The organism is Porcibacter vitabionis (assembly GCF_046263795.1).
In the GTDB taxonomy this organism is placed as follows: Bacteria; Bacillota; Clostridia; order Lachnospirales; family Lachnospiraceae; genus Lachnocurva.
Window position 1 is genome coordinate 12,611 of sequence record NZ_JBJYZD010000014.1, and the last position, 26,649, is coordinate 39,259.

The following is a 26,649-nucleotide window of genomic DNA, read 5'->3' on the forward strand; positions in this document are numbered from 1 at the left end:
GACAGAAGGATCGACCGGCTGCAGCAGATGGAATGCTCAGATCTCTGGTCGTAATCATTGAGTAACCACAGGAAGGAATGAGAGAAATGCGTTTTTCCAGAAAAAATCTATGCATTCCTTATGCACTTTTTCTCCTTTTATTTGTAGCGGCGCCGCTTCTGGTGCTGTTTTTCTACGCTTTTACTGATGGTACGGGCCGGTTTACATTTGATAATCTGACCGGTTTCTTCACCAATCCCAATACCATAGGAACTCTGGTTTACAGTCTGGCTCTGGCAGCGGTGACGACTCTTGTCTCAGTCCTTCTGGCTTATCCCCTGGCCTATTTCCTTGCGACCAGCAAGATGAAAACAAAGCATGTTGCCCTGATGATCTTCATTCTCCCTATGTGGATCAATTTCTCCCTCCGCATTACGGCAATGAAGGAAGTCCTGACGGCAATCGAAGGAAATCTGGCTTTCTATCCCTTCTTAAATGCCGTGATCGGAATGACCTATGATTTTCTGCCCTTTATGATCCTGCCGATCTATAACTCGATCGAAAAGCTGGATCCGGCTCTTTTAGAGGCAGCAGAGGATCTCGGAGCTGATCCGAAGAGGGCCTTTGTCCAGGTAACTCTGCCGCTTTCTATTCCGGGGGTCATGAGCGGGATTTCTATGGTCTTTCTCCCGGCCATGACCAACTATGTGGTCCTGGATATGCTTTATAACAAGACTTATATCATGGGCTCCCTGATCGGAAGTTACTTCGCAGCCTATAACTGGAATGGCGGATCCATGATTGCTTTGATCCTTCTCGGTATCATTTGTCTCTTTACATTCTTCAGCGACAGCAAAGAGAAGGATACGATCAGAGGAGGTGCACGGTTTTGAAAGAGAAGAAATTGGGAATCGGCCGGGCAGTATTCTTTGTCATCATGCTTCTGGCCCTCTATTTCCCCATCCTGATCCTTGCAGTCTATAGTTTTACCAGTGCCACCAATCTCGGTGCCATCCGGGGTTTTTCCATGCAGAACTATGTGACGCTTTTTACAACGCCGGAGCTTAGAGACATGATCATAGGAACCCTTCTTCTGGCCCTCGTCTCCGCTTTGATCTCTACGGTTTTAGGCAGTATGGGAGCCATCGGCTCCTTCTATTCCGGCAGGAAAATGAAGGCCATGATCCATGGCTTAAACCAGATCCCGGTCATCAATGCAGATGTCGTAACGGGCTTTTCCATGTGCGTTCTGCTGGTCGTCGTCCTTCATATGAATAAGGATTCTTATCTGCCCCTGATCATCGGTCATGTGGTATTGTCCGCACCCTTTGTCTATCTGTCGGTCCTCCCCAAGCTGAAACAGCTGGACTCCAGCCAGTACGAAGCAGCGCTGGACCTCGGAGCAAAGCCTGGCCGGGCCATCCTCCAGGTCATTCTGCCCCAGCTCATGCCCGGCATCATTTCGGGCTTCGGTCTGGCTGTGACCCTGTCACTGGATGACTACTTCATTGCAACTTACACAAAGCCTGCGACATTCAATACCATTTCGACCTATGTCGTCAATGCGACAAAGGGATCCCAGACCACGATCAAAACGGCACTCTGGGCCCTGTCGACTCTGATTTTTGTGCTTGTTATTCTGGTAGTCGTGGCTGCAAATCTTTTTGCCCGAAAGACTGAGAACCGCACAAGAAAGGAGGCAGAGCTTCCATGAGAAATATAGACCAGAGCACAAAAGGCCCAAGAGGTCTCGACCGTACAAGCAAGAGAAAGAAGGACCGGAGACCACATCATGCTTTTCATCGCCTTCTGGCTCTCTTTCTGACAATGCTTCTTATTTTCTCCGCTTTATTTTTCCCGTCCTCCAGGGCTGAAGCCAAAGAGGAAAAGAAAAAGACAGATTCCCGGAAGACCATCACGCTCAGAGTCTGCAACTGGGAAGAGTATATGGACGAAGGCGACTGGGATGAATCCGAGGCCATCGATCTCCCTTCCGGCAAGATTATCGGAAAAAAACCCATGATCCGGGATTTCGAGGACTGGTATGAGAAGAATTACGGCGTCAAGGTCAAAGTGGAATATTCGACCTTCGGCACCAACGAAGATCTCTATAATATGCTGACCCTTGGGGACAGCTATGATCTGATCTGCCCTTCGGAATATATGTTCATGAAACTGATCAGCGAGAATAAGCTGGTTCCTCTGTCCAAGAACTTCTTCGACCGGGAGAATCCTTTGAATTATTATACCAATGGCGTATCGCCCTATATTTCGAAGATCTTCCAAAGTCATAAGATCAAGGGTCAGTCCTGGTCCAGCTATGCGGCCGGTTTCATGTGGGGCATCACCGGTATTGTCTATAATCCGAATATGGTAACGGAGAAGGAGGCCTCCACCTGGTCCATCCTCTTGAATCCCAAGTTTAAGAACCGGGTGACCATCAAGGATAGTGTCCGGGAATGTTATTTTGCAGCGGTGGGAGCCCTGGAACATCAGAAACTTCTGGATCCGGATTTTACCGGCGCTTCCGATTATAAAGAGAAGCTGGAAGATATCATGAATGACACAAGTCCTGCAATGATAAAAAGGGTGCAGGACTGGCTTCAGACCATGAAGGACAATGTCTATTCCTTTGAAGTGGATGCCGGAAAAGCGGATATGATTACAGGCAAGGTTGCAGCCAATTATCAATGGTCCGGCGATGCGGTCTATACCATGGACCAGGCCGATGAGGATGATTTCCGGCTGGATTTTGCGGTCCCTGAGGAAAGCACCAATATCTATTTCGATGGCTGGTGCATGCTGAAAAGCGGTATCGGTCATGACCGTGACAAGCAGCAGGCGGCAGAAGCTTTTATCAACTTCGTCTCCCGACCGGACAATGCGATCCGGAATATGTACTATATCGGTTATACTTCCTGTATCTCGGGCGGTTCCGATCCCCGGATCCTGGAGTATCTGAAGTGGAAATATGGACCGAAGGCAGAAGAGAAGCCTGCAGATAACAGCGAGACGGCTGAGGATCCGGCAAAAGACAGCGAAGATTCGCTGACGTCTTATGATCTGTCCTATTTCTTTACCGGCGACGAGACGAAGGAGGATCCTTCTTATGTCCTTACGGTTCCAAAAGAATCGGTAAAGAGGCAGCTGGGTGCTCAGTATCCGAGCAAAGAAGTGATCAGGCGGTCGTCAATCATGCGATATTTCAATCCAAAGCAGAGTAAGGACATTAATAAAATGTGGGTCAATGTCCGCTGCTATAACATTCTTCATATGCCGATCTGGGGCTGGGCTCTTCTGATCCTGTCACTGGTGGCCGCTGCTGTCCTGGTGGTTCGGAAATTTCATGGTGCGCCTCATGCCGGCAAGCAATAAGGCCAGCTGAAAAGACAGCTGGGAAAGAAGGGGATGGAAAGGGTACAGATCCAAGCTTTTGTGAAACATAAACAAAAATTTAACAAAGAATATATGCAGAATTCATAAAAACAATTCGAATTCCAAAGGATATTGTACTTTTTTTCATGACTTACAAGTGTAAAATAAAGCCAGGTTTGCAGACGGAGACCGGGCCGATTCTTTCGATCTGGTCTTTTATTTTGGGAGGTGGTTAGATGGACGCCCTGGTTAAAAATCTCTTGGGCGAATTAAATGTAGAAACTGTTTTTACCATTCCGATTTTCGGAGGGATTCCGATCAGTGAATCCATTGTGGTTACCTGGATCATGATTGCGGCAGTTCTTCTGATCTCCCTTCTCCTTACAAGGAATCTGAAGGTGGACCATCCCGGCAAGGGCCAGCTGGCTCTGGAAGGAGCCGTGCAATGGTTATGGAATTTCTTCCATGACACCATGCAGGGTCAGGGACAGGAGTATTATTACTATCTCATGTCCGTTATGGTCTACATTGGCATCGCCAATCTGATCGGAATCATCGGCTTCAAGCCACCGACCAAGGATATCAATGTCACGGTGGCCCTTTCCCTCTTAAGCATTATTCTGATTCAGGTCAGCGGCTGGCGGAAAAAGGGTGCCAAGGGCTATTTCAAGAGTTATGCAAAGCCCATTGCAATTATTGCCCCTCTGAATGTACTGGAGCTTGGGATCAAACCCCTGTCTCTTTGCATGCGGCTTTTCGGTAACGTGCTTGGTTCCTTCGTTATCATGGAATTATTGAAGCAGGTTCTGCCTGTCTTCTTACCGGTAGTATTCAGTCTCTACTTCGATGTCTTCGATGGCCTGATACAGGCTTATGTCTTCGTTTTCCTGACAGCCCTCTTCATGTGCGAGTCCATGGAAGACAGTTGATTTCTGAAGAGATCGACAAGGAATCGACAAGGAATCAGAAGATCAGTCGAAGAAAACAGAAGAAAACAGAAGTTTATTACAGAAGTAATCAGAAAAGAAAAGGAGAATTTATTATGTCATCCACAATTTTAGTAGCAATCGGCGCAGGTATCGCAGTTCTGACCGGTATTGGTGCCGGCCTTGGCATCGGTAAGGCAACCGCAGCATCTGTTGATGCCATCGCAAGACAGCCGGAAGCAGCTCCGAAGATCCAGACCAACCTCCTCTTAGGATGTGCATTGGCCGAGGCAACCGCTATTTACGGTTTCGTTATCGCACTTCTGATTATCATGGTTCTGAAGTAATTCTTTTCAATGATAGTTGGGCCATGATGGAGTCGGGACAGACCATACTTCATTATGATATTTGATCGAAACGAAGGATACAGGAGGAAAAGCGATGCTTGATATCTCATTTCCTTCCATCCTCTTTACTATTATCAATATTCTGTTCTTCGCCTGGATCATGAAGAAATTTCTCTTCCAGCGGGTCATGAATGTGATAAATGAGAGGCAGAAGCATATTGAGGATCAGTTTGCTGAGGCAGAAGAGAAGCAGAAGTCTGCGGATCAGGCCAGAAGCGAATACGAAACGCATTTGAAGAATGCTAAGATCGAATCTCAGAAGATCATGCAGGAGACCATGGACCGGGCAGAGGCAGAACGCCAGAAGCAGATCAAGGCTACCGAAGATGAGATTTCTGAGATGAAAAAGAAGGCTGCCAATGATCTCCTTCTCGAGCAGGAAAAGGCCAAGAAGGATCTGCAGGCCGATATCTCACGCTTAGCGGTTCAGGCAGCTCGTAAGATTCTGATGGAAGGTCAGGAAGGGCAGAAAGAAAATGAAGGAAGCGGCAATTGAGCAGGCCCGCGCACTCTATGCAGAGGTCCCGGATCGGCAGGAAGTCATGGAATTTCTGGATACCATGAAGCTGACGCCGGCTCTTATGAGACTTTTGGAAGAGCCTGTGATTAAAATGGCAGACAAAAGCCGGGTGATCTTACGTCTCTCGAAAGAGGCCGGATTTTCGGAGAAGATGCGGAATTTTCTCATGGAATTAACCAGGAATCACCAGATCGACCTTCTGGATGAGATTATGGAGGCTTATTCGAAGATCTGGGATTATGAGAACCATTATTTGAAGATCGAGGCCATTTTTGCCAGGGAACCTTCCGATGAGGAACTGAAGGAGGCCAGGGAATACCTGGGCAGGCGCTATCGGTCCAGTCATGTTCAGCTTTGTGTCGAAGTCGACCCTTCGATCATCGGCGGACGGATCCTTCGGACCCGGGGCAGGGAATATGACCAGAGTTACCGCGGCCGGCTGCAGCAGCTGGAAAAATCACTGATCGAGGAGGCATACTAACTTGAGCTCTATTCAGGCACAGGACATTATCTCTATTATTAGAGAAGAAATTGAAAATTTTGACTGGGATCAGAACAGTCGGGAAGTCGGTACGGTCATCTCCGTCGGCGATGGAATCGCCACAATTTATGGGATCGATCATGCCATGTATGGTGAGATCATCCTTTTCGAGAATGGTGAAAAGGGCATGGTCCAGGATATCCGAAGAAATGAGATCGGAGTCATCCTCTTCGGACGTGATGCCGGCATCAAGGAAGGCATGAAAGTCAGCCGGACCGAAAAGAGAGCCGGCATTCCGGTCGGGGATGCTTTTGTCGGCCGTGTGATTAATGCTCTCGGTGAGCCGATTGACGGTAAGGGCGATATCATATCGACCGGTTACAACCCCATCGAGCGTGAAGCACCCGGCATTATCGATCGTCAGCCGGTTGACAAGCCCCTGGAAACCGGTATTCTGGCCATCGATTCCATGTTCCCCATCGGACGTGGCCAGCGTGAGCTGATCATTGGTGACCGTCAGACCGGAAAGACCAGTATCGCGGTCGATACCATCTTAAACCAAAAGGGCAAGGATATCATCTGTATCTATGTCGCCATCGGACAGAAGGCAACGACCGTTGGAAAGGTAGAGCATACCCTCGAAGAAAACGGTGCTATGGACTATTCCATCATCCTCTCTGCAACGGCGGCAGATCCGGCATCCCTGCAGTATATCGCTCCTTATGCAGGAACAGCTCTGGGTGAGTATTTCATGGATCAGGGGAAGGATGTCCTGATCATCTATGATGATTTAAGTAAGCATGCAGTTGCTTACCGTGAGATCTCTCTCCTTTTGGGCAGGTCTCCGGGACGTGAAGCTTACCCTGGCGATGTCTTCTATCTCCACTCCAGACTTCTGGAACGGTCATCCCATCTTTCGGATGCCTGCGGCGGAGGTTCGATGACGGCACTCCCCATCATTGAGACACAGAATGGTGACGTCTCGGCCTATATTTCAACGAACGTCATATCCATTACGGATGGTCAGATCTTCCTCGAGAGCGGACTCTTCTTCTCCGGGCAGAGACCGGCGGTCAATGTCGGACTCTCGGTATCCCGTGTCGGCGGCGCAGCACAGACGAAGGCTATGAAGAAGGCTTCGGGTTCCATCCGTGTCGATCTGGCGCAGTACAGAGAGCTGGAGATCTTCACCCAGTTCGCATCGGATCTGGATCCGACGACCAAGGCAGAACTGGACCATGGTTCTTCCCTGATGGAACTCTTGAAGCAGCCCTTGTCCCATCCTATGAGTATGGCAGAAGAGGTCGTAAGTCTGGTCCTGGCCAACCATAATTTCTTCGACGCGACGCCGAAGAAATTAATCAAGACCGAGCAGGCCAATGTGCTCGATGATTTTAAGAAGCAGCACCGGGTCATCCTGGATGAACTGTCCGAGAAAAAGGTCCTTTCTGAGGATCTGGAGAGAGAGATCGTGGATGCGGCTCTGGCCTTTCGGACGGCTGCCGGACAGATCGAGACACAGCCTAAAGAGCCTTCCGAGGATCCGAAAAACGATCTGAATTCCGATCACAAGGAGGCATAAGATGGCGAGTCAGAAGGAAATCAAAGACCGGATGGCATCCATTCAGCAGACGCTTAAGATCACAAATGCCATGTATATGATCTCCTCCTCCAAGCTCCAGCAGGCGAAGAAGGTTTTGAAGGAGACCGAACCTTACTTCTATGCCTTGAATGATGCCATGTCCCGGATCCTCCGTCATGTGCCGGATATGGAGAGTGTCTATTTCCGGGACTATTCGGACAAGAATCCGGAAGATCTGCTTGTGGGCTATATTGTGGTCACGTCCGATAAGGGTATGGCCGGTGCCTATAACCAGAATATTTTAAAGATCGCAGAGAAGGAGCTTCAGAAGTCCCCTAAGCATAAACTCTATGTCCTGGGGGAGATTGGCCGGCATTATTTCGAATCTCACCATATCCCGATTGACGGGGCTTTTCATTATACGATTCAGAAGCCGACCATGGGCCGGGCCAGAAGGATCGGAGAAGATCTTCTTCAGGCTTATCTGGATGGAGAGATTGATGTCTTACGGATCATCTACACGAGGATGGAAAATTCCGTGACGGAAGTGGCAGAGATGGAAGAGCTTCTTCCTTTGAAGAAGACCGATTTCGAAATGCATCTTCCGGCAGGTGTTGTGATGGAAGATATCACTTTCAAGCCTTCCCCGGAGAAGGTCATGGAGGAGATCGTTCCGGATTATCTGATCGGTTTCATCTACAGCTCCCTGGTGGAATCTTTTGCTTCGGTACAGAATGCCCGCATGATGGCCATGCAGTCTTCTTCTGATTCGGCGAAAAAGATGCTTTCCCAGCTGAGTCTGGCTTACAACCGGGCAAGACAGGCGGCTATAACGCAGGAGATTACGGAGGTTGCCGCAGGCGCGAGAGCTCAGAAAAAGGGAAACTGATTCTGTTGATTCTGTTGATTCTGTTCAAGAAGAGATGCCGGGGATTCGGATGACTTCAGTCAAATCCGGATCCAAACGTTTTTCATCCGAAGGAATGTTCAGAAATGGAGATTCATATGAATAAAGGAAAAATCGTACAGGTCATGGGACCTGTCGTAGACGTTGAATTTGATGAATCACTGCCGCTTCCGGCGATCCGTGATGCTCTGGAAGTGGACAATAACGGGAAAAGAGTTGTCATGGAGGCAGCACAGCATATCGGAAACCACACGGTTCGCTGCATTATGCTTTCTGCTTCGGAAGGCCTTTACCGGGATATGGAAGTGACAGCAACCGGAGCTCCGATTCAGGTTCCGGTCGGTGAAAAGAATCTGGGCCGGCTCTTCAATGTGCTGGGTGAAACCATCGATGGTGGAGACCAGATCAAAGACGAAGAGAAGTGGTCCATTCACCGGGAACCTCCTCTTTATGCAGATGAGAGTACGACTCAGGAAATGCTGGAAACAGGAATCAAGGTCATTGACCTTCTGGCTCCCTATGCCAAGGGTGGTAAGGTCGGTCTCTTCGGCGGTGCCGGTGTCGGGAAAACCGTTCTGATCCAGGAACTGATTCGAAATGTGGCAGAAGAGCAGCATGGCTACTCCATTTTCACCGGTGTCGGCGAGCGTTCTCGTGAGGGTAACGACCTCTGGTCGGAAATGAAGGCTTCCGGTGTTTTAGAGAAGACCGCCCTGGTTTTCGGTCAGATGAATGAGTCTCCCGGAGCCCGTATGAGGGTTGCAGAGACCGGTCTTACCATGGCAGAATATTTCCGTGATGAGGAGCATAAGAATGTGCTTCTCTTTATCGATAATATTTTCCGTTTCACCCAGGCCGGTTCCGAGGTTTCCGCCCTCTTAGGCCGGATGCCTTCCGCTGTCGGTTATCAGCCGACATTGGCTACGGAGATGGGTGCCCTGCAGGAGCGGATCGCGTCAACGAAAAACGGATCCATCACTTCGGTTCAGGCGGTCTATGTTCCTGCCGATGACCTGACGGATCCGGCTCCGGCTACCACATTCGCCCATCTGGATGCGACGACCGTTCTCTCCCGAAAGATCGTAGAACAGGGTATCTATCCGGCCGTTGATCCCCTGGAGTCTTCTTCCCGGATCCTGGAGCCGGACATCGTCGGTCAGGAACATTATGAGACAGCCCGCCGGGTTCAGGAAGTTCTGCAGAAGTATAAGGAATTGCAGGATATCATCGCTATCCTCGGCATGGACGAGTTGGGAGATGAGGATAAGCTCATTGTTTATCGGGCCAGAAAGATCCAGCGTTTCCTCTCCCAGCCCTTCCATGTGGCAGAGCAGTTCACCGGCTTGAAGGGAAAATATGTACCGGTTGAAGAAACCATCCGCGGTTTCAAGGCGATCCTTGACGGAGAGATGGATGACTATCCGGAAAATGCCTTCTTCAATGTCGGAACCATCGAGGAAGTGAAGGAGAAGGCGGAGAGCCTGGAAAAGAGTAGATAAAATGGCAGAGAATACATTCTATATCAAAGTCATTTCCACCGGCGGAGTCTTCTTTTCCGGCAGGGTCAAGAATGCGATCATTCCGGCTTTTGACGGTCAGAAGGGAATTCAGGCCCATCATGAGGATATGGTCATTGCCATTGACGATGGCACCATGCGGATCCAGCCGATCGGACCCGACGGGAAGGACGCAGACTGGATCGAAGTCGTCGTCGGACGAGGCATGGCCTGGATTGCCAATAACCGGGTGCAGATCGTTGTCCAGACGGCGGAACGGCCGGAGGACATTGACATCCGCCGGGCGGAGGAAGCAAGAGACCGGGCCAGAGAACAGCTTCGTCAGAAGCAGAGCATTCAGGAATATTATCATTCCCAGGCTGCTATGTCCCGGGCCATGGCAAGACTTAAGGCTGTCAGTGCCAAGAATCATGACATCTGATTTCGTTTAAGTGATTTCTGTATGAAATAGAAAGAAGTAATTCATGAAAAAACCTCAAGTGGATCCCAGTGTTTTTATTGCCGATGGCGCTGTTGTAAAGGGCGATGTCAAGCTCTCTGAAGGCGTCAGTGTCTGGTACAATGCGACCATTCGTGCAGACCGGGCACCGATCGTGATCGGAAAGAATTCCAATATTCAGGACAATGCGGTCCTTCATGTCGAGGGAGGTGTTGTTCCTTACGGCGTCACCATAGGAGAGGGTGTTACCATCGGTCATAGTGCCATTGTTCACGGCTGCACCGTGGATGATAATACAACGATCGGCATGGGAGCTATCGTATTAAATGGAGCCCATGTCGGCAAAAACTGCATGATCGGAGCCGGTGCCCTGATCCCGCAGAATAAGGTGATCCCGGACAATTCCCTGGTTGTAGGGCTTCCCGGAAAGGTGGTCCGGACCCTGACCGAGGAAGAAATCGAGGCCAACCGGACCAATGCCTTGCATTATGTTGAAGAAGGCCAGGCTTATAAGAAGGATCAGGAAGCCGGAGAATGACCGTAAAAAAGAAGGCGTAAATTTACGCCTTCTTTTTTTAGATCCCGGGAGGGATCAATCCTTTATGCTTTGACGGCATGCTCTTCTAAAATATCATGAATGGCCGCGTGCAGATAGGGTTTACATTTATTCAAAGGGAAGGTCTTCGGATACATGATGCAGCTGTATCCGGCAGATCCGGTCAATTCAATGATCATGAAGATCATGATATCCGGGTCACGGAATTCGCTACCGCTTCTTTTGACCATATCCTGGTAGAGCTTGGCAATGTCCAGTTCTTCCTCATTTGCCAGGGTGATGAGTTCCCTGTTGTCCTCCTGCATGTATTTGGAAAAGACTCCCCAGGACAGGTCCTTATGGAGGAATTCCAGAAGGGGCTTATTGTTCTGAAGAACAGAAAGAATATGATCGACGATGAAAAACATGCACTCCTCGAGTGACATGTTTTTTTTCTTGTCTTTTTCCATCTCTTCCATCAGAGCCTGGTAAGCATCGAGAAAGAGTTCGCCGGCCTTATAAATGACGAGATGATTCCGAATATCGTTTTTATCCTTGAAATAGAGATAGAAAGTCCCCTTGGCGACACCGGCTTTCTCTGCAATATCGGAAATGGAAGTCTTATTGACACCCTTTTCAATAAAGAGTTCGAAGGCCCGATTTAAGAGGGAAGTGCTTTTCTGTTTTTTGTTGGCATCTACTTTTTTACCCATAGTGTATGGAACTCCTGAAAACGCGATTGTTCAGCATATACAATCATCCGTCTTTGTTGTTTTTATTATAATTGATTATTGACTATTGGTCAATTTTGTTTAGAATGGTAAAAGAAAAATGAACATTGGTCAGTTTCGTTTACAATGACAGGCCTGTGGAAAAAGGAAGTCACCTGTGATCGAAGACCTGTCACAAGAAAAAACAAGGAGAGTGAGTGAAATGCAAAAGATTGCGAGAGGAATCGTAAAACTCAGATTCGTTATCCTGGCGCTCGCCATCTTCCTTCTGATTCCTTCCGGAATCGGTTATGTGAAGACGCGGGTCAATTACGATATCCTGACCTATCTTCCCAAAAACATTGAAACCATGAAGGGCCAGGATATCCTGGAGAAGGACTTCGGTACCGGAGCCTATTCCATGTATATTGTAAAAGGCATGGAATACAAAGAGGTTGCTGCATTAAAGAAACAGATCGAGAAGATCCCCCATGTCCAGAATGTTCTCTGGTATGACAGTGTCATGGATATCTCGGTTCCTAAGGAAGTGATTCCCAAGAAATACCGGGCAGCCTTTGACTCGGGTGACGCGACCATGATGTTTATTGTCTTCGATCAGACGACATCGAGTGATGAGACCATGAATGCGGTCAAGCAGATCCGAAAAGTCTCCGGAAAAAGCTGCTTTCTCGCCGGCATGAGCGGGCTGGTAGAGGATACCAAGGAACTGGCCGAGAAGGAGACACCGATCTATGTCATGATCGCCGTTCTCCTTGCTGTCATTGTTCTTTCACTGACCATGGATTCCTATTTGATCCCTATCTTCTTTCTTCTGTCCATCGGAATGGCGATCGTTTATAATCTGGGATCTAATGTTTTCCTCGGGGAGATCTCTTTCATTACCAAGTGTATCGCCGCAGTGCTCCAGCTGGGTGTTACCATGGATTATTCGATTTTCCTCTGGCACAGCTACCTGGAAGAGCAGGAGAACACGAATGGGGACAAGAAGGAGGCCATGGCAAGAGCCATCGCAGCTACCTTCCAGTCGGTCATCGGTTCTTCCGTCACAACCATCGCCGGTTTCATTGCACTTTGCTTTATGAGCTTTACCATCGGCCGGGATCTCGGAATCGTTATGGCAAAAGGTGTTGTCTTCGGTGTCATTGCCTGTATCACGATTCTTCCATCCATGATTCTGGTCTTCGACCGGCCACTGGAAGCAACCAGACATAAGCCCCTGCTTCCGGAATTTAAACGGCTGCCAAAGCTGATTTCCAAGAGATTTTATGTCTTTGGTCTGCTTTTCCTCGTCATCCTGCCATTCGCCCTTTACGGACAAGGCCATACCAAGGTTTACTACAACCTGGGCGGAACGCTTCCGGCAAGCCTTCCCTCCATGCAGGCTTCCAAGGAACTGGATGAAAACTTTACATCGAATACGACTTACATGATCCTCTATAACAAGAATCTCTCCTCGGGCGACAAAGCAGAGATGCTGTCTAAGCTCCAGGATGTCAAGGGCGTGGATAAGGCCATCGGATTGAATACTTTCGTCGGACCTTCTGTTCCGGAGAATATGATCCCGCAGAAAATAAGAACCATGCTCCAGAGTGATAAATATGAGATGGCTCTGATCACATCGAAGTATAAGGTTGCAAGCGATGCGGTCAACAATCAGATCACAAAGGTCAATAAAATTGTAAAGTCATATGATACCAAGGCCATGGTCGTCGGCGAGGCGCCTTGTACCAAGGATCTGATCCGGATCACCAACCGGGACTTCCAGATTGTAAACTGGGTCTCCATCGGACTGGTCTTCCTGATCATCGCTGTTGTATTGAAGTCGATCAGCCTTCCTTTCATTCTGGTTGCCGTCATCGAGTTTGCCATCTTTATCAATATGGGAATTCCTTTCTATACCGGGACGACCCTTCCCTTCGTAGCATCGATTGTTATCGGTACGATTCAGCTGGGTTCCACGGTTGACTATGCGATCCTGATGACGACCCGGTATTTAAGAGAGAGAAATAACGGCCTGGGCCGGACGCATGCAACGAGAGCTGCACTGGCAGCTTCCATGAAATCCATTATTGTATCGGCTCTGTCCTTCTTCGCTGCAACCTTCGGCGTCGGCATGATCTCCAGTATCGATATGATCGGATCTCTTTGTTCTCTGATGGCAAGAGGCGCACTGATCTCCATGGCCGTTGTAATCCTGGTTCTGCCGTCCATGTATATGATCTTCGACCCTCTGATCATACGGACCACAGCCAAATGCCATGGCGCAAGAGAGTATGACAGACAGAAGAAACTGCGTCAGACAGAGGCAGAGAATGCTTAAGTAAATGGAAGTGAGGTTCATTATGAATAGAAATCAAAATATCAAGAGAAATGTAGAGCGAATCGCAGCAGGTGCCCTGGCAGCGGCAGTCGGTTTCGGTGCAACCGCCTGTGGTGCTGTCGGGACCAAGGCAAGTGCCGCATCCAAGGATTCTTTAAAGGCGACAAAGGAAAAGCTCGAAGACACCATGGAAGTGTCAACATCCTTCGGCGACAAGGCTGACCAGGATGCGGAAAAGCTCGAGACGGTCTATGTTTCTGCGGATGCAGACGGAAGCACCAAGGATGTGACCGTATCGAACTGGCTTCGGAACTATTCCGGCAAGGACAAGATCGAGGATAAGACCGACCTGTCCGATATCAAGAATGTCAAGGGCAACCAGAAGTTCACCAAGGGCTCAAACGGAAGCCTGACCTGGGATGCTGACGGAAAGGACGTATTCTATCAGGGTAAGACCAAGAGTCAGCTGCCGGTCGGCGTTAAGGTCAGCTACAAGCTGGACGGCAAGGACATCGAGCCTGAGGATCTGGCCGGAAAGAGCGGCAAGGTCACGATTCGTTTCGACTATACCAATACGGCTAAGACAGATGTTACTGTGGATGGACAGAATAAAGAAATGACGGTTCCTTTCGCCATGATCTCCGGCATGATTCTGCCGTCGGACCACTTTTCTAATATTACAGTCACAAACGGCAAGGTCGTAAGCGATGCCGATAATAACATTGTCATGGGTGTTGCCCTGCCGGGTCTGTCGGATGCCCTGTCCATCGACCGGTCAAAGTTAGACCAGCTCGGTGTCAATTCCGAGACCTCCATTCCGGATTATGTCGAGATCACGGCAGATGCCAAGGATTTTGAGCTGGGACTGACCATGACCATGGCATCCTCCAACGTCCTTTCGGATCTGGGCTTCTCTGATTATGACAATTCGGAAGCTTTCAATCAGATCAGCGGTGATATGGATAAGCTGGAATCCAGCATGAAACAGCTGATCGATGGCGGAAACAAGGTCAAAGACGGAACAGCTGCTCTAAAGGAAGGCAGTGCTGCCTTAAAAGACGGCGTCAATGCTTATACCTCCGGGGTCGGCCAGCTGACAAAAGGCACAAAGACCCTGAATGACAGTATCTCTGACCTGACAGATGGTTCGAAGAAACTGTCCGATGGTGTCAAGCTCTTGAAGCAGAAACTGTCCCAGGCCCAGAGTTCTGATGATGTGAAGAAGATCCAGTACTTATATCAGACTTATCTGGGGATCTATAATCAGTTGATGGATCCGAACGGGGATTTTGCAAAGGCGAAGGCAAGCGTTGGAACTTTGGCAGGTCTTCAGTCGCAGATGACAAATCTTCAGAATAGTATTCAAGGTATGGATGCAAAAACTCTGCTGAATCAGCAATTGACCAAGGCAGCACTAAGTGAAGTGAATACCCTGCTTGAGAATAAGCAAGGTGAGTTGATTAAGAGCATTAAAGCTGGATATCAGGCAGCATATAAGAAAGCCACGTTCCAGACCAAAGATCTTTCAGATGATGAAGCCAAGATGATCCTGTCCTATGCGATGATTCAGGAAGCTCAGGAATTACAGAAGAGAGGAAAAACACTTACTTTAGACGATCTTCAAAGTGATGCATTCCAGAAATCTTTTGGCGAGAAGGTGACGCAAGCTGTTCAGGCATATCTTATGGATAACTTGAATCATACAACTACTGTAAAGGGTACGGTTTCTCAGTATGGCGAAAAAACACAGCAAGCCTTGAATCAGGCGATTCAAGAACAAATATCGGCACAGGTAAAAGATGCTTATCAGCAGACTGTGGCAGCAGTCAAAGCGACCATAAATCCTGCCAATCCTGATATGAAAGATCCGGAACTGTCTCAGAATGCAGAATTAATTACCAAGATTGCTATAAAGAATGCCATGGACAAAGGGGAAATATTCACCTCTGATTTTATGAAGCCAGATGGAAAGTTCCAGAACCTCTATCTTGTGCCTGTAGCAAATACTCTTTCCGGTATGCAGACCAATGTCCAGAAGGCTCAGGGTATCTCAGTGGCAGAAGCTAAAAAAGAACAGCCTACGCGTGGATATGAAAATATTAAAGGTGACAACGACCTGGATAAAGAGAATACGGCATGGCTTGCAGCAACCGGAATGACCAAGACAGAATGGACTTACTTGTCAACATGGAGCCGTATTACCGATGATAAGACCGCCAATACAGGTGCCGAGTATATTGTAAAATATAAGGCTTTTATGGAAAAATTCAAAATGCTCCAGACAGCTTACCAGAGTGTTCAGAGTAAGCTTGCAGAACTTTCCAATGGCGTAGATCAGCTGGATGCCGGAGCAAGTCAGCTCATGGATGGAATCAGTAACCGTCTGGCTCCTGGTGTCCTGCAGCTTTATAACGGTGCAGCAAAACTGGATGCGAACTCTGCAGCACTGAATAAGGGAGCTCTTCAGTTGTATGAGGGAGCAGGTCAGCTGGCAGATGGCAGCACAACGCTTTCCAATGGACTGGTTCAGTTCAATGATGAAGGCATTGCAAAACTTTCCGAGGCATTTACCGGAGAAGTTTCTCAGTTTGCGGATCAGTTGAAGGCTGTTGATGATGCCGGGAAGAACTATACTACATTCTCCGGAAAAGCAGATGATATGAATTCTTCTGTGAAGTTCATCATTGAGACCGATGAGATCAGTAAGGACGATAAGAAATAATTCAACTCCCAGAAGAAACGGCCGCACGAAGATCGTGTGGCCGTTTTTTTCTGTCAGGAACAGAATTTCCCAATGGGCATGGAAGTTTCTTTGCATGGTTTTCCTCCTAAAAAAAAGCAGCCGTAATCAGACAGTCATGGTACAATATCAAGCAGGAGGTAATACTTATGGCACGACTTCTTCCTGTTGGCAAACAGAATTTTAAGAATATCAGAGAGAATGGCTATGTGTATGTCGATAAGACCAGATATGTATGGGAGCTGGCCAGTACCGGTCTGTCCTATTTCCTTTCACGTCCCAGGCGATTTGGAAAAAGTCTGTTTGTTTCAACACTTGAGAGCTATTTTTCTGGAGACAAAGAACTGTTCAAAGGACTTTATATCGAAGATAAGGAAAATGCTCGTGGTGAGGAAGCCTGGGCGAAGTATCCAATCATCACATTTTCTTTGTCAGGAGGTCAGTACAATACAGAAGAAGGACTTGGCATCAAGTTGGGCCAGGCACTTGATGTAGTGGAAGAGAAATACGGACTTAAATATTATGACGCTGATCTCTCCGGACGCTTTGAAAATATCATTCGAAAACTTTATGAGAAAACCGGTCGTCAGGTAGTTGTGCTTGTTGACGAATATGATAAGCCCCTGCTTTCCACTATGACTTCGAATCCTTTGCAGGAAGAGAAAAATCGGCAGTTATTCAAGGTTTTTTTCTCTGTGTTAAAGGACATGGATGGTTATCTGAAATTTGTAATGTTTACGGGTGTAACAAAGTTTTCTAAGTTGTCAGTTTTTTCGGATTTGAATCAACTGAAAGACATTTCTATGGATAAGAGATATTCCGGTATCTGCGGGATCACAGAAGATGAACTGACCGAGGTATTTCAACCTGAAATAAGATCACTAGCTGCAGAGCAGAAGATGTCTTATGAACAATGCATGGAAGAACTGGCAAAGATGTATGATGGTTATCATTTCTCTGTCGGCGGAGTCGGGGTGTATAATCCGTTTTCCATACTTAATGCATTTGACGAGAGGAATTTCGGTAGTTATTGGTTTGAGACAGGGACACCAGATTTCCTGATAAAGAAACTGGAATCTTCCAGATTGCCATTGAACCAGCTGACAGATGGAGTGAGTGCAACAGAATCTGCATTGATGAATTATCGGGGAGATGACCCGGATCCCGTTCCACTATTTTATCAGTCGGGATATCTGACAATTTGCGGATATGACAGCCGCTTCAGAAACTACAAACTGAGGTTTCCAAATGAGGAAGTGAAGTATGGATTTTTAGAATCCTTAGCAAAATCAGTCCTTGGCGATGGCCCCCAGAATAATCCACTTGCGTTGGATCAGCTGATTCTGGACTTGGAGAGTGGAAATCTGGACTCTTTCATGGATAGATTGACCGCGCTTTTCGCATCCATTCCTTATCCGGAAGGGAAAACCCCTCCTTACGAGGGTGAGTGGTCCAGACAGATTTATCTGATTCTGTCACTGATGGGAGCCTATGTCCAGTGTGAAGTGCACATGGCGACCGGCCGTGCTGATTGTGTAGTGCAAACTTCTGACTATATTTATGTTTTTGAGTTCAAACTGGATACATCGGTTGAAGATGCTATGGCGCAGATCAATGACAGGGGTTACACCATTCCTTATCTGGCTGACAGTAGAAAATTATATAAAGTGGCAGTCGTATTTTCTACAGAACAAAGAAATATCTCTACCTGGAAGAAGTCGCTGTAAAAATACTTATCATATTTAGAAAGGCGGGAAAATCCTATGTCTGGTTCTTTGGAAGAAGAAATGAAAAGCAATGCCGTTGATGAGCATATCAAGAGAAATCGTATGAGAGAGAAGAAGATCGAAGGCAGGAGGCGGAGAAAAAAAGTCTTTACGACTTTGATTGTTATCGCTTTAGTCCTTATCATCGGTGGTGCTTTTATTAATCAATATGTGATCGGCCCCATGAAGAAAAAGGCTGCAAAGCAGATCGCAGTTTCCGCTTTCGAGCAGGCTCTGGAGCAGGCCGGCGTATCAGATGATGTGAAATCACAGGCCGAGCAGATCGTAAACTCTATGTCGGAGGAAGATCAGAAGAAGATCGAAACGATCATTGACCACCATTCCAATCCGGCGCAGGCTGCTAAGGCTATGCAGATCTATAAGTCTGAGGGTACCTCCGGCCTCAAGTCTTACGCCAAGGAGATCCTGACCGAGCAGGAGGAGAAGGAGATCAAGTCACTCTACGAGAAATATAAGGATGTTATCTATTGAAGAATATAAATGATCATAAGAATCCTCAGGATGACCTGAGAGGGATCCTTTCAAAATTGCAAAGTGGCGAACTCACCGTGGACGAAGCGGAACTTGCACTTCGAGAGGAACCCATCATCGAGTTGGGCTATGCCAAGGTGGATCTCCATCGTAAGGTGCGCCAGGGCGTGTCCGAGGTGATCTATGGCGCCGGGAAAACCGCTCGGGAGATCGCCGGCATCATCGAAACGATGGTATCTCACAAACAGATGCCGATCCTTGTGACCCGTCTCGATCCTGAGAAATATAGATCGATCGAAGAGCTGCTTGGCAGCGATGGTCTGCATTTCCATAAGGAGGCCGGGATCCTCATCGTTGGAGATATGCCGGAAAAACGCTATCGCGGCAAGGTTTTGATCGCCTGCGGGGGAACATCGGACATTCCGGTCGCAGAAGAAGCGGCGCTGACGGCAGAGGTCTTAGGCCTTTCGGTCCAGCGGCTCTATGATGTCGGCGTTGCAGGCATTCACAGGCTGCTGTCCCACACGGAGGACATCCTGAAGGCCGATGTGATCATTGCCTGCGCGGGTATGGAAGGCGCGCTGGCAAGTGTCATCGGAGGCCTGGCGGATTGCCCGGTGATCGCTGTGCCGACCAGCGTCGGTTATGGCGCTTCTTTCCAGGGCCTTTCGGCGCTTCTTGCAATGCTGAATTCCTGTGCCAGCGGGATCACGGTTGTGAATATTGATAATGGTTTTGGCGCGGCCATGGCAGCAGTAAAGATTCTGCGGAGAGTGGAGCAATTAGACTTAGAAAAGGCAGCAAAGTGAAGAAAATACTCTATCTGGATTGTGGAATGGGTGTCGCCGGCGACATGCTGTCGGCGGCTTTTCTGGACCTTCTGGCTGAAATGAGAGCGAATGAGCATTCCGCGAAATCACAGGTCATTCAGGATCTGCTTGGTGAGCTGAATGCAATCGGTATTCCAAAAGTCACATTTGAAGCGGAGAATGCAGTACGCTGCGGTATTCTCGGCCTTCATCTGGTCGTACGTGTTTCCGGGGAGGAAGAAACTGTGGATGCCCATCCCCATCCCCATACTTCAACCCATTCTCAAATGCATACTCATACGAATTCTCATTCGCATTCTCATCGTACCTTGGCGGATGTGCTCAAGATCATCGAAGGGCTGAAACTTCCAAAAGAAGTCCGCTCGCAGGTCATCTCTATTTATCAGACGCTGGCAGAGGCCGAAAGCCACGCCCATGGTATGGAGGTCTCTGAAATTCATTTTCACGAAGTCGGCCTCATGGATGCGATTGCAGATATTACCGCATCCGCTTACCTTTTGAACCTCATCCATCCGGATCAGGTCATCGCGAGCCCTGTTCGGACAGGCTTTGGAGAGGTCCACAGTGCCCATGGCATCCTGCCGGTTCCGGCACCGGCAACCGCCTTTCTCCTCCGCGGCATCCCGACTTATGCCGGGAATCTGCAGGGAGAAATGTCGACCCCGACCGGGGCAGCCTTACTGAAAACCTTCGTGTCCTCCTTCGAGGAGCAGCCCGTAATGACCGTAAAGGCCATAGGCTATGGCATGGGAAAGAAGGAATTTCCCCGGGCCAACTGCCTGAGAGCTATTTTCGGTGAAGCCGATTCTCTGGGAAAATCTGATCCGACAGATTTCAGGGAAAACAGAATTCTTGAAAATTATAATTCGGCAGGTCAGACGAAAGACAGAGTTTCAGCAGAAAAGCCGGGAGAAAATATTTCTACGGAAACAGAAGAAGGAAACTTGCAGGACCAGATCATCCGCCTGGAATGCGATATCGATGACATGACAGGAGAGGAGCTGGGCTTTGCCATGGACCGGATCTACGAGGCCGGTGCCAGGGAGGTTTTCTACAGCCCGATTCAGATGAAAAAGAACCGGCCGGGAATTCTCCTTACGGTTCTGACCAGACCCGGCGAGAAGGAAAATGTGGTCCGGTCTATATTTAGCCATACGACCACCATCGGAATCCGGGAAGAGGTCATAAGGCGCTATGTCCTGAAACGAAGCATTGTGACCGAAGAGACTGCCTTCGGACCGGTCCGAAAGAAGGTCTCGGAGGGCTATGGTGTCCGCCGGGAAAAATGGGAATACGAGGACCTGAAAGCAATTGCAAAAAAGGAAAATCTGAGCATACATGATCTTCTGATGAAACTGCCGAAAAATTGACTAAAAACAAATTAGAAAAATTGTATTTTTTTAATGAAACTTTTCATGGTTTTGTCTATAATAGCAGATGGGTTTAATGTCCAAAGAATTAATAGAAAGGCTGAGTGAAATAATGGCAAACATTGATTTAACACAGTATGGCATTACCGGCACAACAGAGATTGTCTACAATCCTTCTTACGAGACTCTCTATGCAGAAGAGACAAAGGATTCTCTGGAAGGCTATGAAGTAGGCCACAAGACTGAGCTTGGCGCGGTTGATGTATTTACCGGTATCTACACCGGACGTTCTCCTAAGGATAAATTCATCGTTATGGATGAGAATTCTAAGGATACCGTATGGTGGAACACTCCGGAATATCCGAATGATAACCATGCTGCATCCGAGAAGACCTGGGCAGCAGTAAAGGAAATCGCAAAGAAGGAGCTTTCTAATAAGAAGCTTTATGTGATCGATGGTTTCTGCGGAGCAAATAAGGACACCCGTATGGCTGTTCGTTTCATCATGGAAGTTGCTTGGCAGGCTCATTTCGTAAAGAATATGTTCATCCGTCCGACCGAAGAAGAGCAGGCAAATTTCAAGCCTGATTTCGTTGTTTACAACGCTTCCAAGGCTAAGGTTGAGAACTATAAGGAGCTTGGTCTGAATTCCGAGACCGCAGTTGTCTTCAATATCACAAGCCATGAGCAGGTCATCATCAACACCTGGTACGGCGGAGAGATGAAGAAGGGTATGTTCTCCATGATGAACTACTACCTGCCTCTGAAGGGTATTGCCTCCATGCACTGCTCTGCAAATACAGACCTTAACGGCGAAAATACCTGTATCTTCTTCGGCCTGTCCGGAACCGGAAAGACCACTCTTTCCACCGATCCCAAGAGACTCCTCATCGGTGATGATGAGCACGGCTGGGATGACAACGGCGTCTTCAACCTGGAGGGCGGCTGCTATGCTAAGGTCATCAACCTGGATAAGGAAGCTGAGCCGGATATCTATGGTGCCATCAGAAGAGATGCTCTTCTTGAGAATGTAACTGTAGCGGATGACGGAAAGCTTGATTTCAATGATAAGTCCGTTACCGAGAATACCCGTGTTTCTTACCCGATCTACCACATCGAGAAGATCGTAAAGCCGATTTCTCATGGCCCGGCTGCGAAGAATGTGATCTTCCTTTCTGCTGATGCATTCGGCGTACTTCCTCCTGTTTCGATTCTGACACCGGAGCAGACACAGTACTACTTCCTGTCCGGATTCACCGCTAAGCTTGCCGGTACCGAGCGCGGTATTACCGAGCCGACTCCGACCTTCTCCGCTTGCTTTGGTCAGGCATTCCTGGAACTGCATCCGACCAAGTACGCACAGGAGCTGGTTAAGAAGATGACCAAGTCCGGCGCTAAGGCTTATCTCGTTAACACCGGATGGAACGGAACCGGTAAGCGTATCTCCATTAAGGATACTCGTGGAATCATCACAGCGATCCAGAATGGTGATGTTGCTAAGGCTCCTACCAAGAAGATCCCTTACTTCGATTTCGAAGTACCGACCGAACTTCCCGGTGTTGATCCTGCAATCCTCGATCCCAGAGACACCTATAAGGATGCTTCTGAGTGGGAAGAGAAGGCAAAGGATCTGGCAGCAAGATTCCAGAAGAACTTCAAGAAGTATGAAGGAAACGAAGCAGGTAAGGCACTTGTATCCGCAGGCCCTGAACTGTAATTCATTTCTTCTGTATGGAAAGGACAGGCATAAAAATATGCCTGTCCTTTCATGCTTTATAGACAAGAAAATAGAAAGGAGCATTTATGGCTGACCTTGATCTCAAAGAAAAAGGTGCGGAGCTGGCCGATAAGAGCAAGGGCTTTTTCGGGGAGTTCCGGAAATTTATCATGCGGGGCAATGTGATCGACCTGGCAGTCGGCGTTATCATTGGTGCCGCTTTTCAGGGAATCGTGAAATCACTGGTCGATGATATCGTAATGCCGGTCATCTCTTTATTGACGGGCGGTATCGATTTCACCAACTGGTTCCTTTCCCTGGATGGAAGCCATTATAAGACTCTGGCGGCAGCTCAGAAGGCCGGAGCTGCAACCTTAAACTATGGGAAGTTTTTGACTGCTGTTATTAACTTCCTCCTGATGGCACTGGTCATTTTTGTCATGGTAAAACTGATCAACGACCTGTCTGACCGGCTGAAGAAACCGGAGGAAGAAAAACAGACGACAAAGAAATGTCCTTACTGCCTGTCTGAGATACCGATCAAGGCCAGCCGCTGCCCGCATTGTACCTCAGAGTTAGTGGTAGATCCGGATTTTAAACCGTGAGCATATATTCGTACTTAGCGGAAGACATAAGAGACAGTGGGAGTTCTATGACGGATGAGAAAAAGCAAGACATAAAGACCAGGATCCATCTTAGGATCGACCGCCTGGACCGTTACCGGGAGGAGGATCTGGAGAGAATCGGAAGTTTTCTGAGCCGGGATCAGAAGGAAAAACTGGCTTCTATTAAGGACGGCAAGGCAAAGAGACAGTCTCTTCTGGCGGCCAGTCTCCTGGAAGAAGCTTTCTTTGATCTCGGCCTGCAGGGGCCCCTGTCCTATGGAAAACTTCCCAATGGTAAGCCTTGCCTTTTGAACAGACCGGGTCTGGATTTCTCGGTTTCTCACAGCGGAAATCTGGCTTCGGCAGCAGCGGCAGGTCTTTCCTTTGGACCCGGTCTTGGCCTGGATGTTGAAGATCTCTCCATCCGAGAGCAGGATCCGGATCATTACATCAGACTAGCGGAACGCTTTTTCTCACCGGAGGAAGTCGAGATGGTGAGGAGGGAACTTCCGGACGGTCTCTATTTCTCCTGGGAAGAGGAGGATCTGGAGCTGACAGAAGACGTGAAGCTTTTGCGGCGGTTCTTTCGGATCTGGACTTTTAAAGAAGCCTATGCAAAGGCGGTGGATCGGCCTCTGATCCGAGTACTGAAGGAGGAAGCCTATCGGCCGGACCGGCCGGATCTGATCTGCATGGCAAGGGAGGATAGTACTCTCAGCCTGGTTCTTGCAGGACATGAGATCAAGCCGGAGGATGTGGTCCTTCATGGCAGCTTCACAAGAACGCTTTAACGTATTGTATTAAATTTCATTCACCTTTAAGGTGAAAATTTGTTGACTTAAAAAAATAAAGTGCTAGAATCTAAGCATACTTAGAGAACAGGAGAGGAGAGGCATGAGAAAGCAGGTTCTGTCGATACTGGTTGAGAATACCCCATCTGTACTGAGTCACGTAGCAGGACTTTTCAGCCGGAGAGGTTATAACATCGATAGTATCTCCGCCGGAGTGACAGCGGATCCACGGATCACACGAATCACGATCGTGACAAGCGGCGATGAACAGATCCTGGAACAGATCGAGAAGCAGGTTGCCAAGCTGGAGGATGTCCTTCATGTGCAGATCCTCGATCCGGAAGCTTCCGTTCAGACGGAACTCATGCTGGTAAAGCTTCGGGCTGTGGATACAGACCGGCAGAAAGCTTTGTCTGTTGTGGATATTTTCCATGGCAAGGTCGTTGATGTGACCCATGACTCCCTTGTGATCCAGGTAACAGGAAATCAGGATAAGCTCGTGTCTTTTTTAAACATGCTGGATGGCTACGAGATCTTGGAACTGGCCAGAACCGGATTGACAGGACTTACCCGAGGAAGTGATGACGTGTTCTTTATTGAATAGGTAGAGAATACGATCACGATATCCGTACGGAGGAATGTTTCGATTACTCTTTCGATTCCCGATTTTGTTCGAAAAATGTATTTGTACGGAAAGTTTATATCTACAGGAGGAAAAAAGATGTCAAGACTTGATCACGAAGCAAGAATCTATTATCAGGAAGACTGTAATCTGGATGCTCTGAGAGGTCATAAGATTGCAGTGATCGGCTATGGCTCCCAGGGTCATGCACATGCTCTGAATCTGAAGGATTCCGGCATGGATGTTGTTGTCGGCCTTTATGAAGGCTCTAAGAGTAAGGCTAAGGCTGAGGCTCAGGGACTCAAGGTTCTTCCTGTTGCTGAAGCAGCAAAATGGGCAGATGTTATCATGGTTCTGATCCCGGATGAGCTGCAGGCTGATATGTACAAGACAGAGATTGCCCCTTATCTGGAAGAGGGCGATATGCTGATGTTCGCACACGGCTTCAACATTAACTACAAGCTGATCGTTCCTCCTGCATATGTCGATGTTACCATGATCGCTCCGAAGGCTCCCGGACATACCGTTCGTTCCGAGTATCAGGAAGGAAAAGGAACTCCTTGCCTGGTAGCCGTTGAACAGGATGCTACCGGTAAGGCTCTGGAGAAGGCTCTGGCTTACGGTGCTGCATTGGGCGGAGCTCGTGCAGGTCTTCTGGAGACCACTTTCCAGGTTGAGACCGAGACCGACCTCTTCGGTGAGCAGGCTGTTCTTTGCGGCGGCGTTGTTAAGCTGATGCAGACCGGCTTTGAGGTTCTCTGCGAGGCAGGTTATGATCCGAGAAATGCTTACTTCGAGTGCATCCATGAGATGAAGCTGATTGTTGACCTGATCTATCAGTCTGGTTTTGCAGGAATGCGTTACTCCATCTCCAATACCGCTGAGTATGGTGATTATGTTTCCGGACCGAAGATCATCACTGCTGATACCAAGGCAGCTATGAAGAAGGTTCTGTCTGATATCCAGGATGGTACTTTCGCTTCTGACTTCGTTCAGGATATGAAGAACGGTCGTGTTCACTTCGAGGGTATGCGTGCAAAGGCAGCTGAGCATCCTTCAGAAGCAATCGGTAAGGAGATCCGTAAGCTTTACAGCTGGAACAATGAGAATGAGAAGCTGATCAACAACTAATGTGACAAGTTTCATTCATTCTATGGGCTTCATGTAAATCGAAAGTCCCGGAAGAGATTCTTCCGGGACTTTTTTTATAAGCAGGTCGGAAGCAAGACGATCTTTTCATGATGAAAAGACAAATGTGGAAAAGCCAAATGTGGAAAAGCCAAATGCGGAAAAGCCAAATACGGAAAAGCCAAATGCGGAAAAGCCATATGCGGAAAAGACAAACAAAAACCGCCTCCTTTGTGTTATAGTGGTTACATAACGAGCCGGTCTGCATTTCAAGAAAAATCATTGCGGTTAAGGAGGGAGCCTGTATGAGTGAGATTGAGATATCCGGTAAGACACGGGAAGATTTGGCGAAACATCTGCATGAGATTCTGCCTTGTGCGCACGCGGGAAAGAGGGATCTATTGCCGCTTTATACAGATCCTGTCTGGATGCGGGAGGTTGTCTCCTATCTGGCGGAGCCCTTTGAGGGAAATGTAGACCTGGTTCTTGCGCCCGAGCCGTTCGGAATGATCCTCGGCAGTCAGTTGGCAATGGAACTTCAAGTCGGTTTTCTCCCGATTCGGCGAGGAAAAGGGGGAGAGTTGGAGACAAGGGACTGCCTGATTGCCAATTATATTGACCACAAGAATGAGCCGACCAAGCTTAGCGCGGCCGGTGCATATCTGAAGGAAGGCAAAAGGGTTCTGATCGCGGATGACTGGATCGAAACCGGAGTGACCCTTCATGCCTGCCGGAATATGCTGGAAGATGCCGGTGTGATCGTTTCCGGAATTGCTGTTATCGGGGCCGATTATAACAGAGTCTCACGGGATCTCATTGATCTTGGTGTAGTGCATCATATTTTATAATTAAGGAAAACTTTTACAAAA

25 protein-coding genes are annotated in these 26,649 nt (G+C 48.2%); 24 read left to right on the top strand and 1 reads right to left on the bottom strand.

Going from position 1 to position 26,649, the window contains the following annotated elements; translation table 11 throughout:
• The first annotated feature begins 77 nt into the window (after positions 1 to 77).
• From ACKX2L_RS10060 to ACKX2L_RS10115, 12 genes are all read left to right on the top strand, one after another.
• A complete protein-coding gene (locus ACKX2L_RS10060; protein ID WP_497551395.1) occupies positions 78 to 872 on the top strand; it encodes an ABC transporter permease in 795 nt (264 codons plus the stop codon).
• 44 nt (positions 873 to 916) lie between these two features.
• Positions 917 to 1,693, top strand: coding sequence for an ABC transporter permease (locus ACKX2L_RS10065; RefSeq protein WP_497553201.1), 777 nt, complete (start codon positions 917 to 919; stop codon positions 1,691 to 1,693).
• Complete coding sequence (locus tag ACKX2L_RS10070) at positions 1,690 to 3,354, top strand: ABC transporter substrate-binding protein (protein WP_497553173.1); 1,665 nt, start codon at positions 1,690 to 1,692, stop codon at positions 3,352 to 3,354. The genes ACKX2L_RS10065 and ACKX2L_RS10070 overlap by 4 nt, the downstream gene beginning before the upstream one ends.
• A gap of 236 nt (positions 3,355 to 3,590) precedes the next feature.
• Positions 3,591 to 4,283: a F0F1 ATP synthase subunit A gene (locus tag ACKX2L_RS10075; RefSeq protein WP_497551397.1), complete on the top strand. Its 693-nt coding sequence runs from the start codon at positions 3,591 to 3,593 to the stop codon at positions 4,281 to 4,283.
• Between the two features lie 113 nt (positions 4,284 to 4,396).
• The gene (atpE, locus tag ACKX2L_RS10080; RefSeq protein ID WP_497551398.1) at positions 4,397 to 4,627 is read left to right on the top strand and encodes an ATP synthase F0 subunit C; all 231 of its coding nucleotides are present in this window, start codon (positions 4,397 to 4,399) and stop codon (positions 4,625 to 4,627) included.
• Positions 4,628 to 4,721: 94 nt separating this feature from the next.
• Positions 4,722 to 5,183, top strand: a complete 462-nt coding sequence (gene atpF, locus ACKX2L_RS10085) for a F0F1 ATP synthase subunit B (RefSeq protein ID WP_497551399.1) — start codon at positions 4,722 to 4,724, stop codon at positions 5,181 to 5,183.
• Positions 5,164 to 5,688: an ATP synthase F1 subunit delta gene (gene atpH / locus ACKX2L_RS10090; RefSeq protein WP_497553174.1), complete on the top strand. Its 525-nt coding sequence runs from the start codon at positions 5,164 to 5,166 to the stop codon at positions 5,686 to 5,688. Before atpF ends, atpH begins: the two co-directional genes overlap by 20 nt.
• A 1-nt stretch (position 5,689) precedes the next feature.
• Complete coding sequence (gene atpA, locus ACKX2L_RS10095; RefSeq protein ID WP_497553175.1) at positions 5,690 to 7,270, top strand: F0F1 ATP synthase subunit alpha; 1,581 nt, start codon at positions 5,690 to 5,692, stop codon at positions 7,268 to 7,270.
• A gap of 1 nt (position 7,271) precedes the next feature.
• A complete protein-coding gene (gene atpG, locus ACKX2L_RS10100; protein WP_497551402.1) occupies positions 7,272 to 8,159 on the top strand; it encodes an ATP synthase F1 subunit gamma in 888 nt (295 codons plus the stop codon).
• A gap of 116 nt (positions 8,160 to 8,275) precedes the next feature.
• Positions 8,276 to 9,676: a F0F1 ATP synthase subunit beta gene (atpD, locus tag ACKX2L_RS10105; protein ID WP_497551403.1), complete on the top strand. Its 1,401-nt coding sequence runs from the start codon at positions 8,276 to 8,278 to the stop codon at positions 9,674 to 9,676.
• A gap of 1 nt (position 9,677) precedes the next feature.
• Positions 9,678 to 10,115, top strand: a complete 438-nt coding sequence (gene atpC / locus ACKX2L_RS10110) for an ATP synthase F1 subunit epsilon (protein WP_497553176.1) — start codon at positions 9,678 to 9,680, stop codon at positions 10,113 to 10,115.
• A gap of 43 nt (positions 10,116 to 10,158) precedes the next feature.
• The gene (locus tag ACKX2L_RS10115) at positions 10,159 to 10,671 is read left to right on the top strand and encodes a gamma carbonic anhydrase family protein (protein ID WP_497551405.1); all 513 of its coding nucleotides are present in this window, start codon (positions 10,159 to 10,161) and stop codon (positions 10,669 to 10,671) included.
• A gap of 62 nt (positions 10,672 to 10,733) precedes the next feature.
• On the opposite strand, the gene ACKX2L_RS10120 is transcribed toward ACKX2L_RS10115, so the two are convergent.
• Entirely contained in the window at positions 10,734 to 11,381 is a 648-nt protein-coding gene (locus ACKX2L_RS10120) for a TetR/AcrR family transcriptional regulator (protein ID WP_497553177.1), read from the bottom strand.
• 220 nt (positions 11,382 to 11,601) lie between these two features.
• Here ACKX2L_RS10120 and ACKX2L_RS10125 point away from each other — a divergent pair, with 220 nt between their 5' ends.
• The 12 genes from ACKX2L_RS10125 (at position 11,602) to ACKX2L_RS10180 (ending at position 26,628) form a co-directional block, all read left to right on the top strand.
• The gene (locus tag ACKX2L_RS10125) at positions 11,602 to 13,719 is read left to right on the top strand and encodes an efflux RND transporter permease subunit (RefSeq protein ID WP_497553178.1); all 2,118 of its coding nucleotides are present in this window, start codon (positions 11,602 to 11,604) and stop codon (positions 13,717 to 13,719) included.
• A gap of 22 nt (positions 13,720 to 13,741) precedes the next feature.
• A complete protein-coding gene (locus ACKX2L_RS10130; protein ID WP_497553179.1) occupies positions 13,742 to 16,441 on the top strand; it encodes a hypothetical protein in 2,700 nt (899 codons plus the stop codon).
• Positions 16,442 to 16,608: 167 nt separating this feature from the next.
• On the top strand, positions 16,609 to 18,186 hold the full coding sequence (locus tag ACKX2L_RS10135; RefSeq protein WP_497553180.1) for an ATP-binding protein: 1,578 nt from the start codon (positions 16,609 to 16,611) through the stop codon (positions 18,184 to 18,186).
• Between the two features lie 36 nt (positions 18,187 to 18,222).
• Positions 18,223 to 18,717, top strand: a complete 495-nt coding sequence (locus ACKX2L_RS10140; RefSeq protein WP_497553181.1) for a hypothetical protein — start codon at positions 18,223 to 18,225, stop codon at positions 18,715 to 18,717.
• Positions 18,714 to 19,526, top strand: coding sequence for a nickel pincer cofactor biosynthesis protein LarB (larB, locus tag ACKX2L_RS10145; protein ID WP_497553182.1), 813 nt, complete (start codon positions 18,714 to 18,716; stop codon positions 19,524 to 19,526). The genes ACKX2L_RS10140 and larB overlap by 4 nt, the downstream gene beginning before the upstream one ends.
• Positions 19,523 to 20,917, top strand: a complete 1,395-nt coding sequence (larC, locus tag ACKX2L_RS10150) for a nickel pincer cofactor biosynthesis protein LarC (RefSeq protein WP_497553183.1) — start codon at positions 19,523 to 19,525, stop codon at positions 20,915 to 20,917. Before larB ends, larC begins: the two co-directional genes overlap by 4 nt.
• A gap of 112 nt (positions 20,918 to 21,029) precedes the next feature.
• On the top strand, positions 21,030 to 22,634 hold the full coding sequence (pckA, locus tag ACKX2L_RS10155) for a phosphoenolpyruvate carboxykinase (ATP) (protein WP_497553184.1): 1,605 nt from the start codon (positions 21,030 to 21,032) through the stop codon (positions 22,632 to 22,634).
• A gap of 86 nt (positions 22,635 to 22,720) precedes the next feature.
• The gene (gene mscL / locus ACKX2L_RS10160; protein ID WP_497553185.1) at positions 22,721 to 23,239 is read left to right on the top strand and encodes a large conductance mechanosensitive channel protein MscL; all 519 of its coding nucleotides are present in this window, start codon (positions 22,721 to 22,723) and stop codon (positions 23,237 to 23,239) included.
• Between the two features lie 47 nt (positions 23,240 to 23,286).
• On the top strand, positions 23,287 to 24,030 hold the full coding sequence (locus ACKX2L_RS10165) for a 4'-phosphopantetheinyl transferase family protein (RefSeq protein WP_497553186.1): 744 nt from the start codon (positions 23,287 to 23,289) through the stop codon (positions 24,028 to 24,030).
• A 103-nt stretch (positions 24,031 to 24,133) separates the two neighbouring features.
• On the top strand, positions 24,134 to 24,634 hold the full coding sequence (ilvN, locus tag ACKX2L_RS10170) for an acetolactate synthase small subunit (RefSeq protein ID WP_497551415.1): 501 nt from the start codon (positions 24,134 to 24,136) through the stop codon (positions 24,632 to 24,634).
• A 117-nt stretch (positions 24,635 to 24,751) separates the two neighbouring features.
• Positions 24,752 to 25,783, top strand: coding sequence for a ketol-acid reductoisomerase (gene ilvC, locus ACKX2L_RS10175; RefSeq protein ID WP_497551416.1), 1,032 nt, complete (start codon positions 24,752 to 24,754; stop codon positions 25,781 to 25,783).
• A gap of 302 nt (positions 25,784 to 26,085) precedes the next feature.
• Complete coding sequence (locus tag ACKX2L_RS10180) at positions 26,086 to 26,628, top strand: phosphoribosyltransferase family protein (RefSeq protein ID WP_497553187.1); 543 nt, start codon at positions 26,086 to 26,088, stop codon at positions 26,626 to 26,628.
• Positions 26,629 to 26,649: the final 21 nt, after the last annotated feature.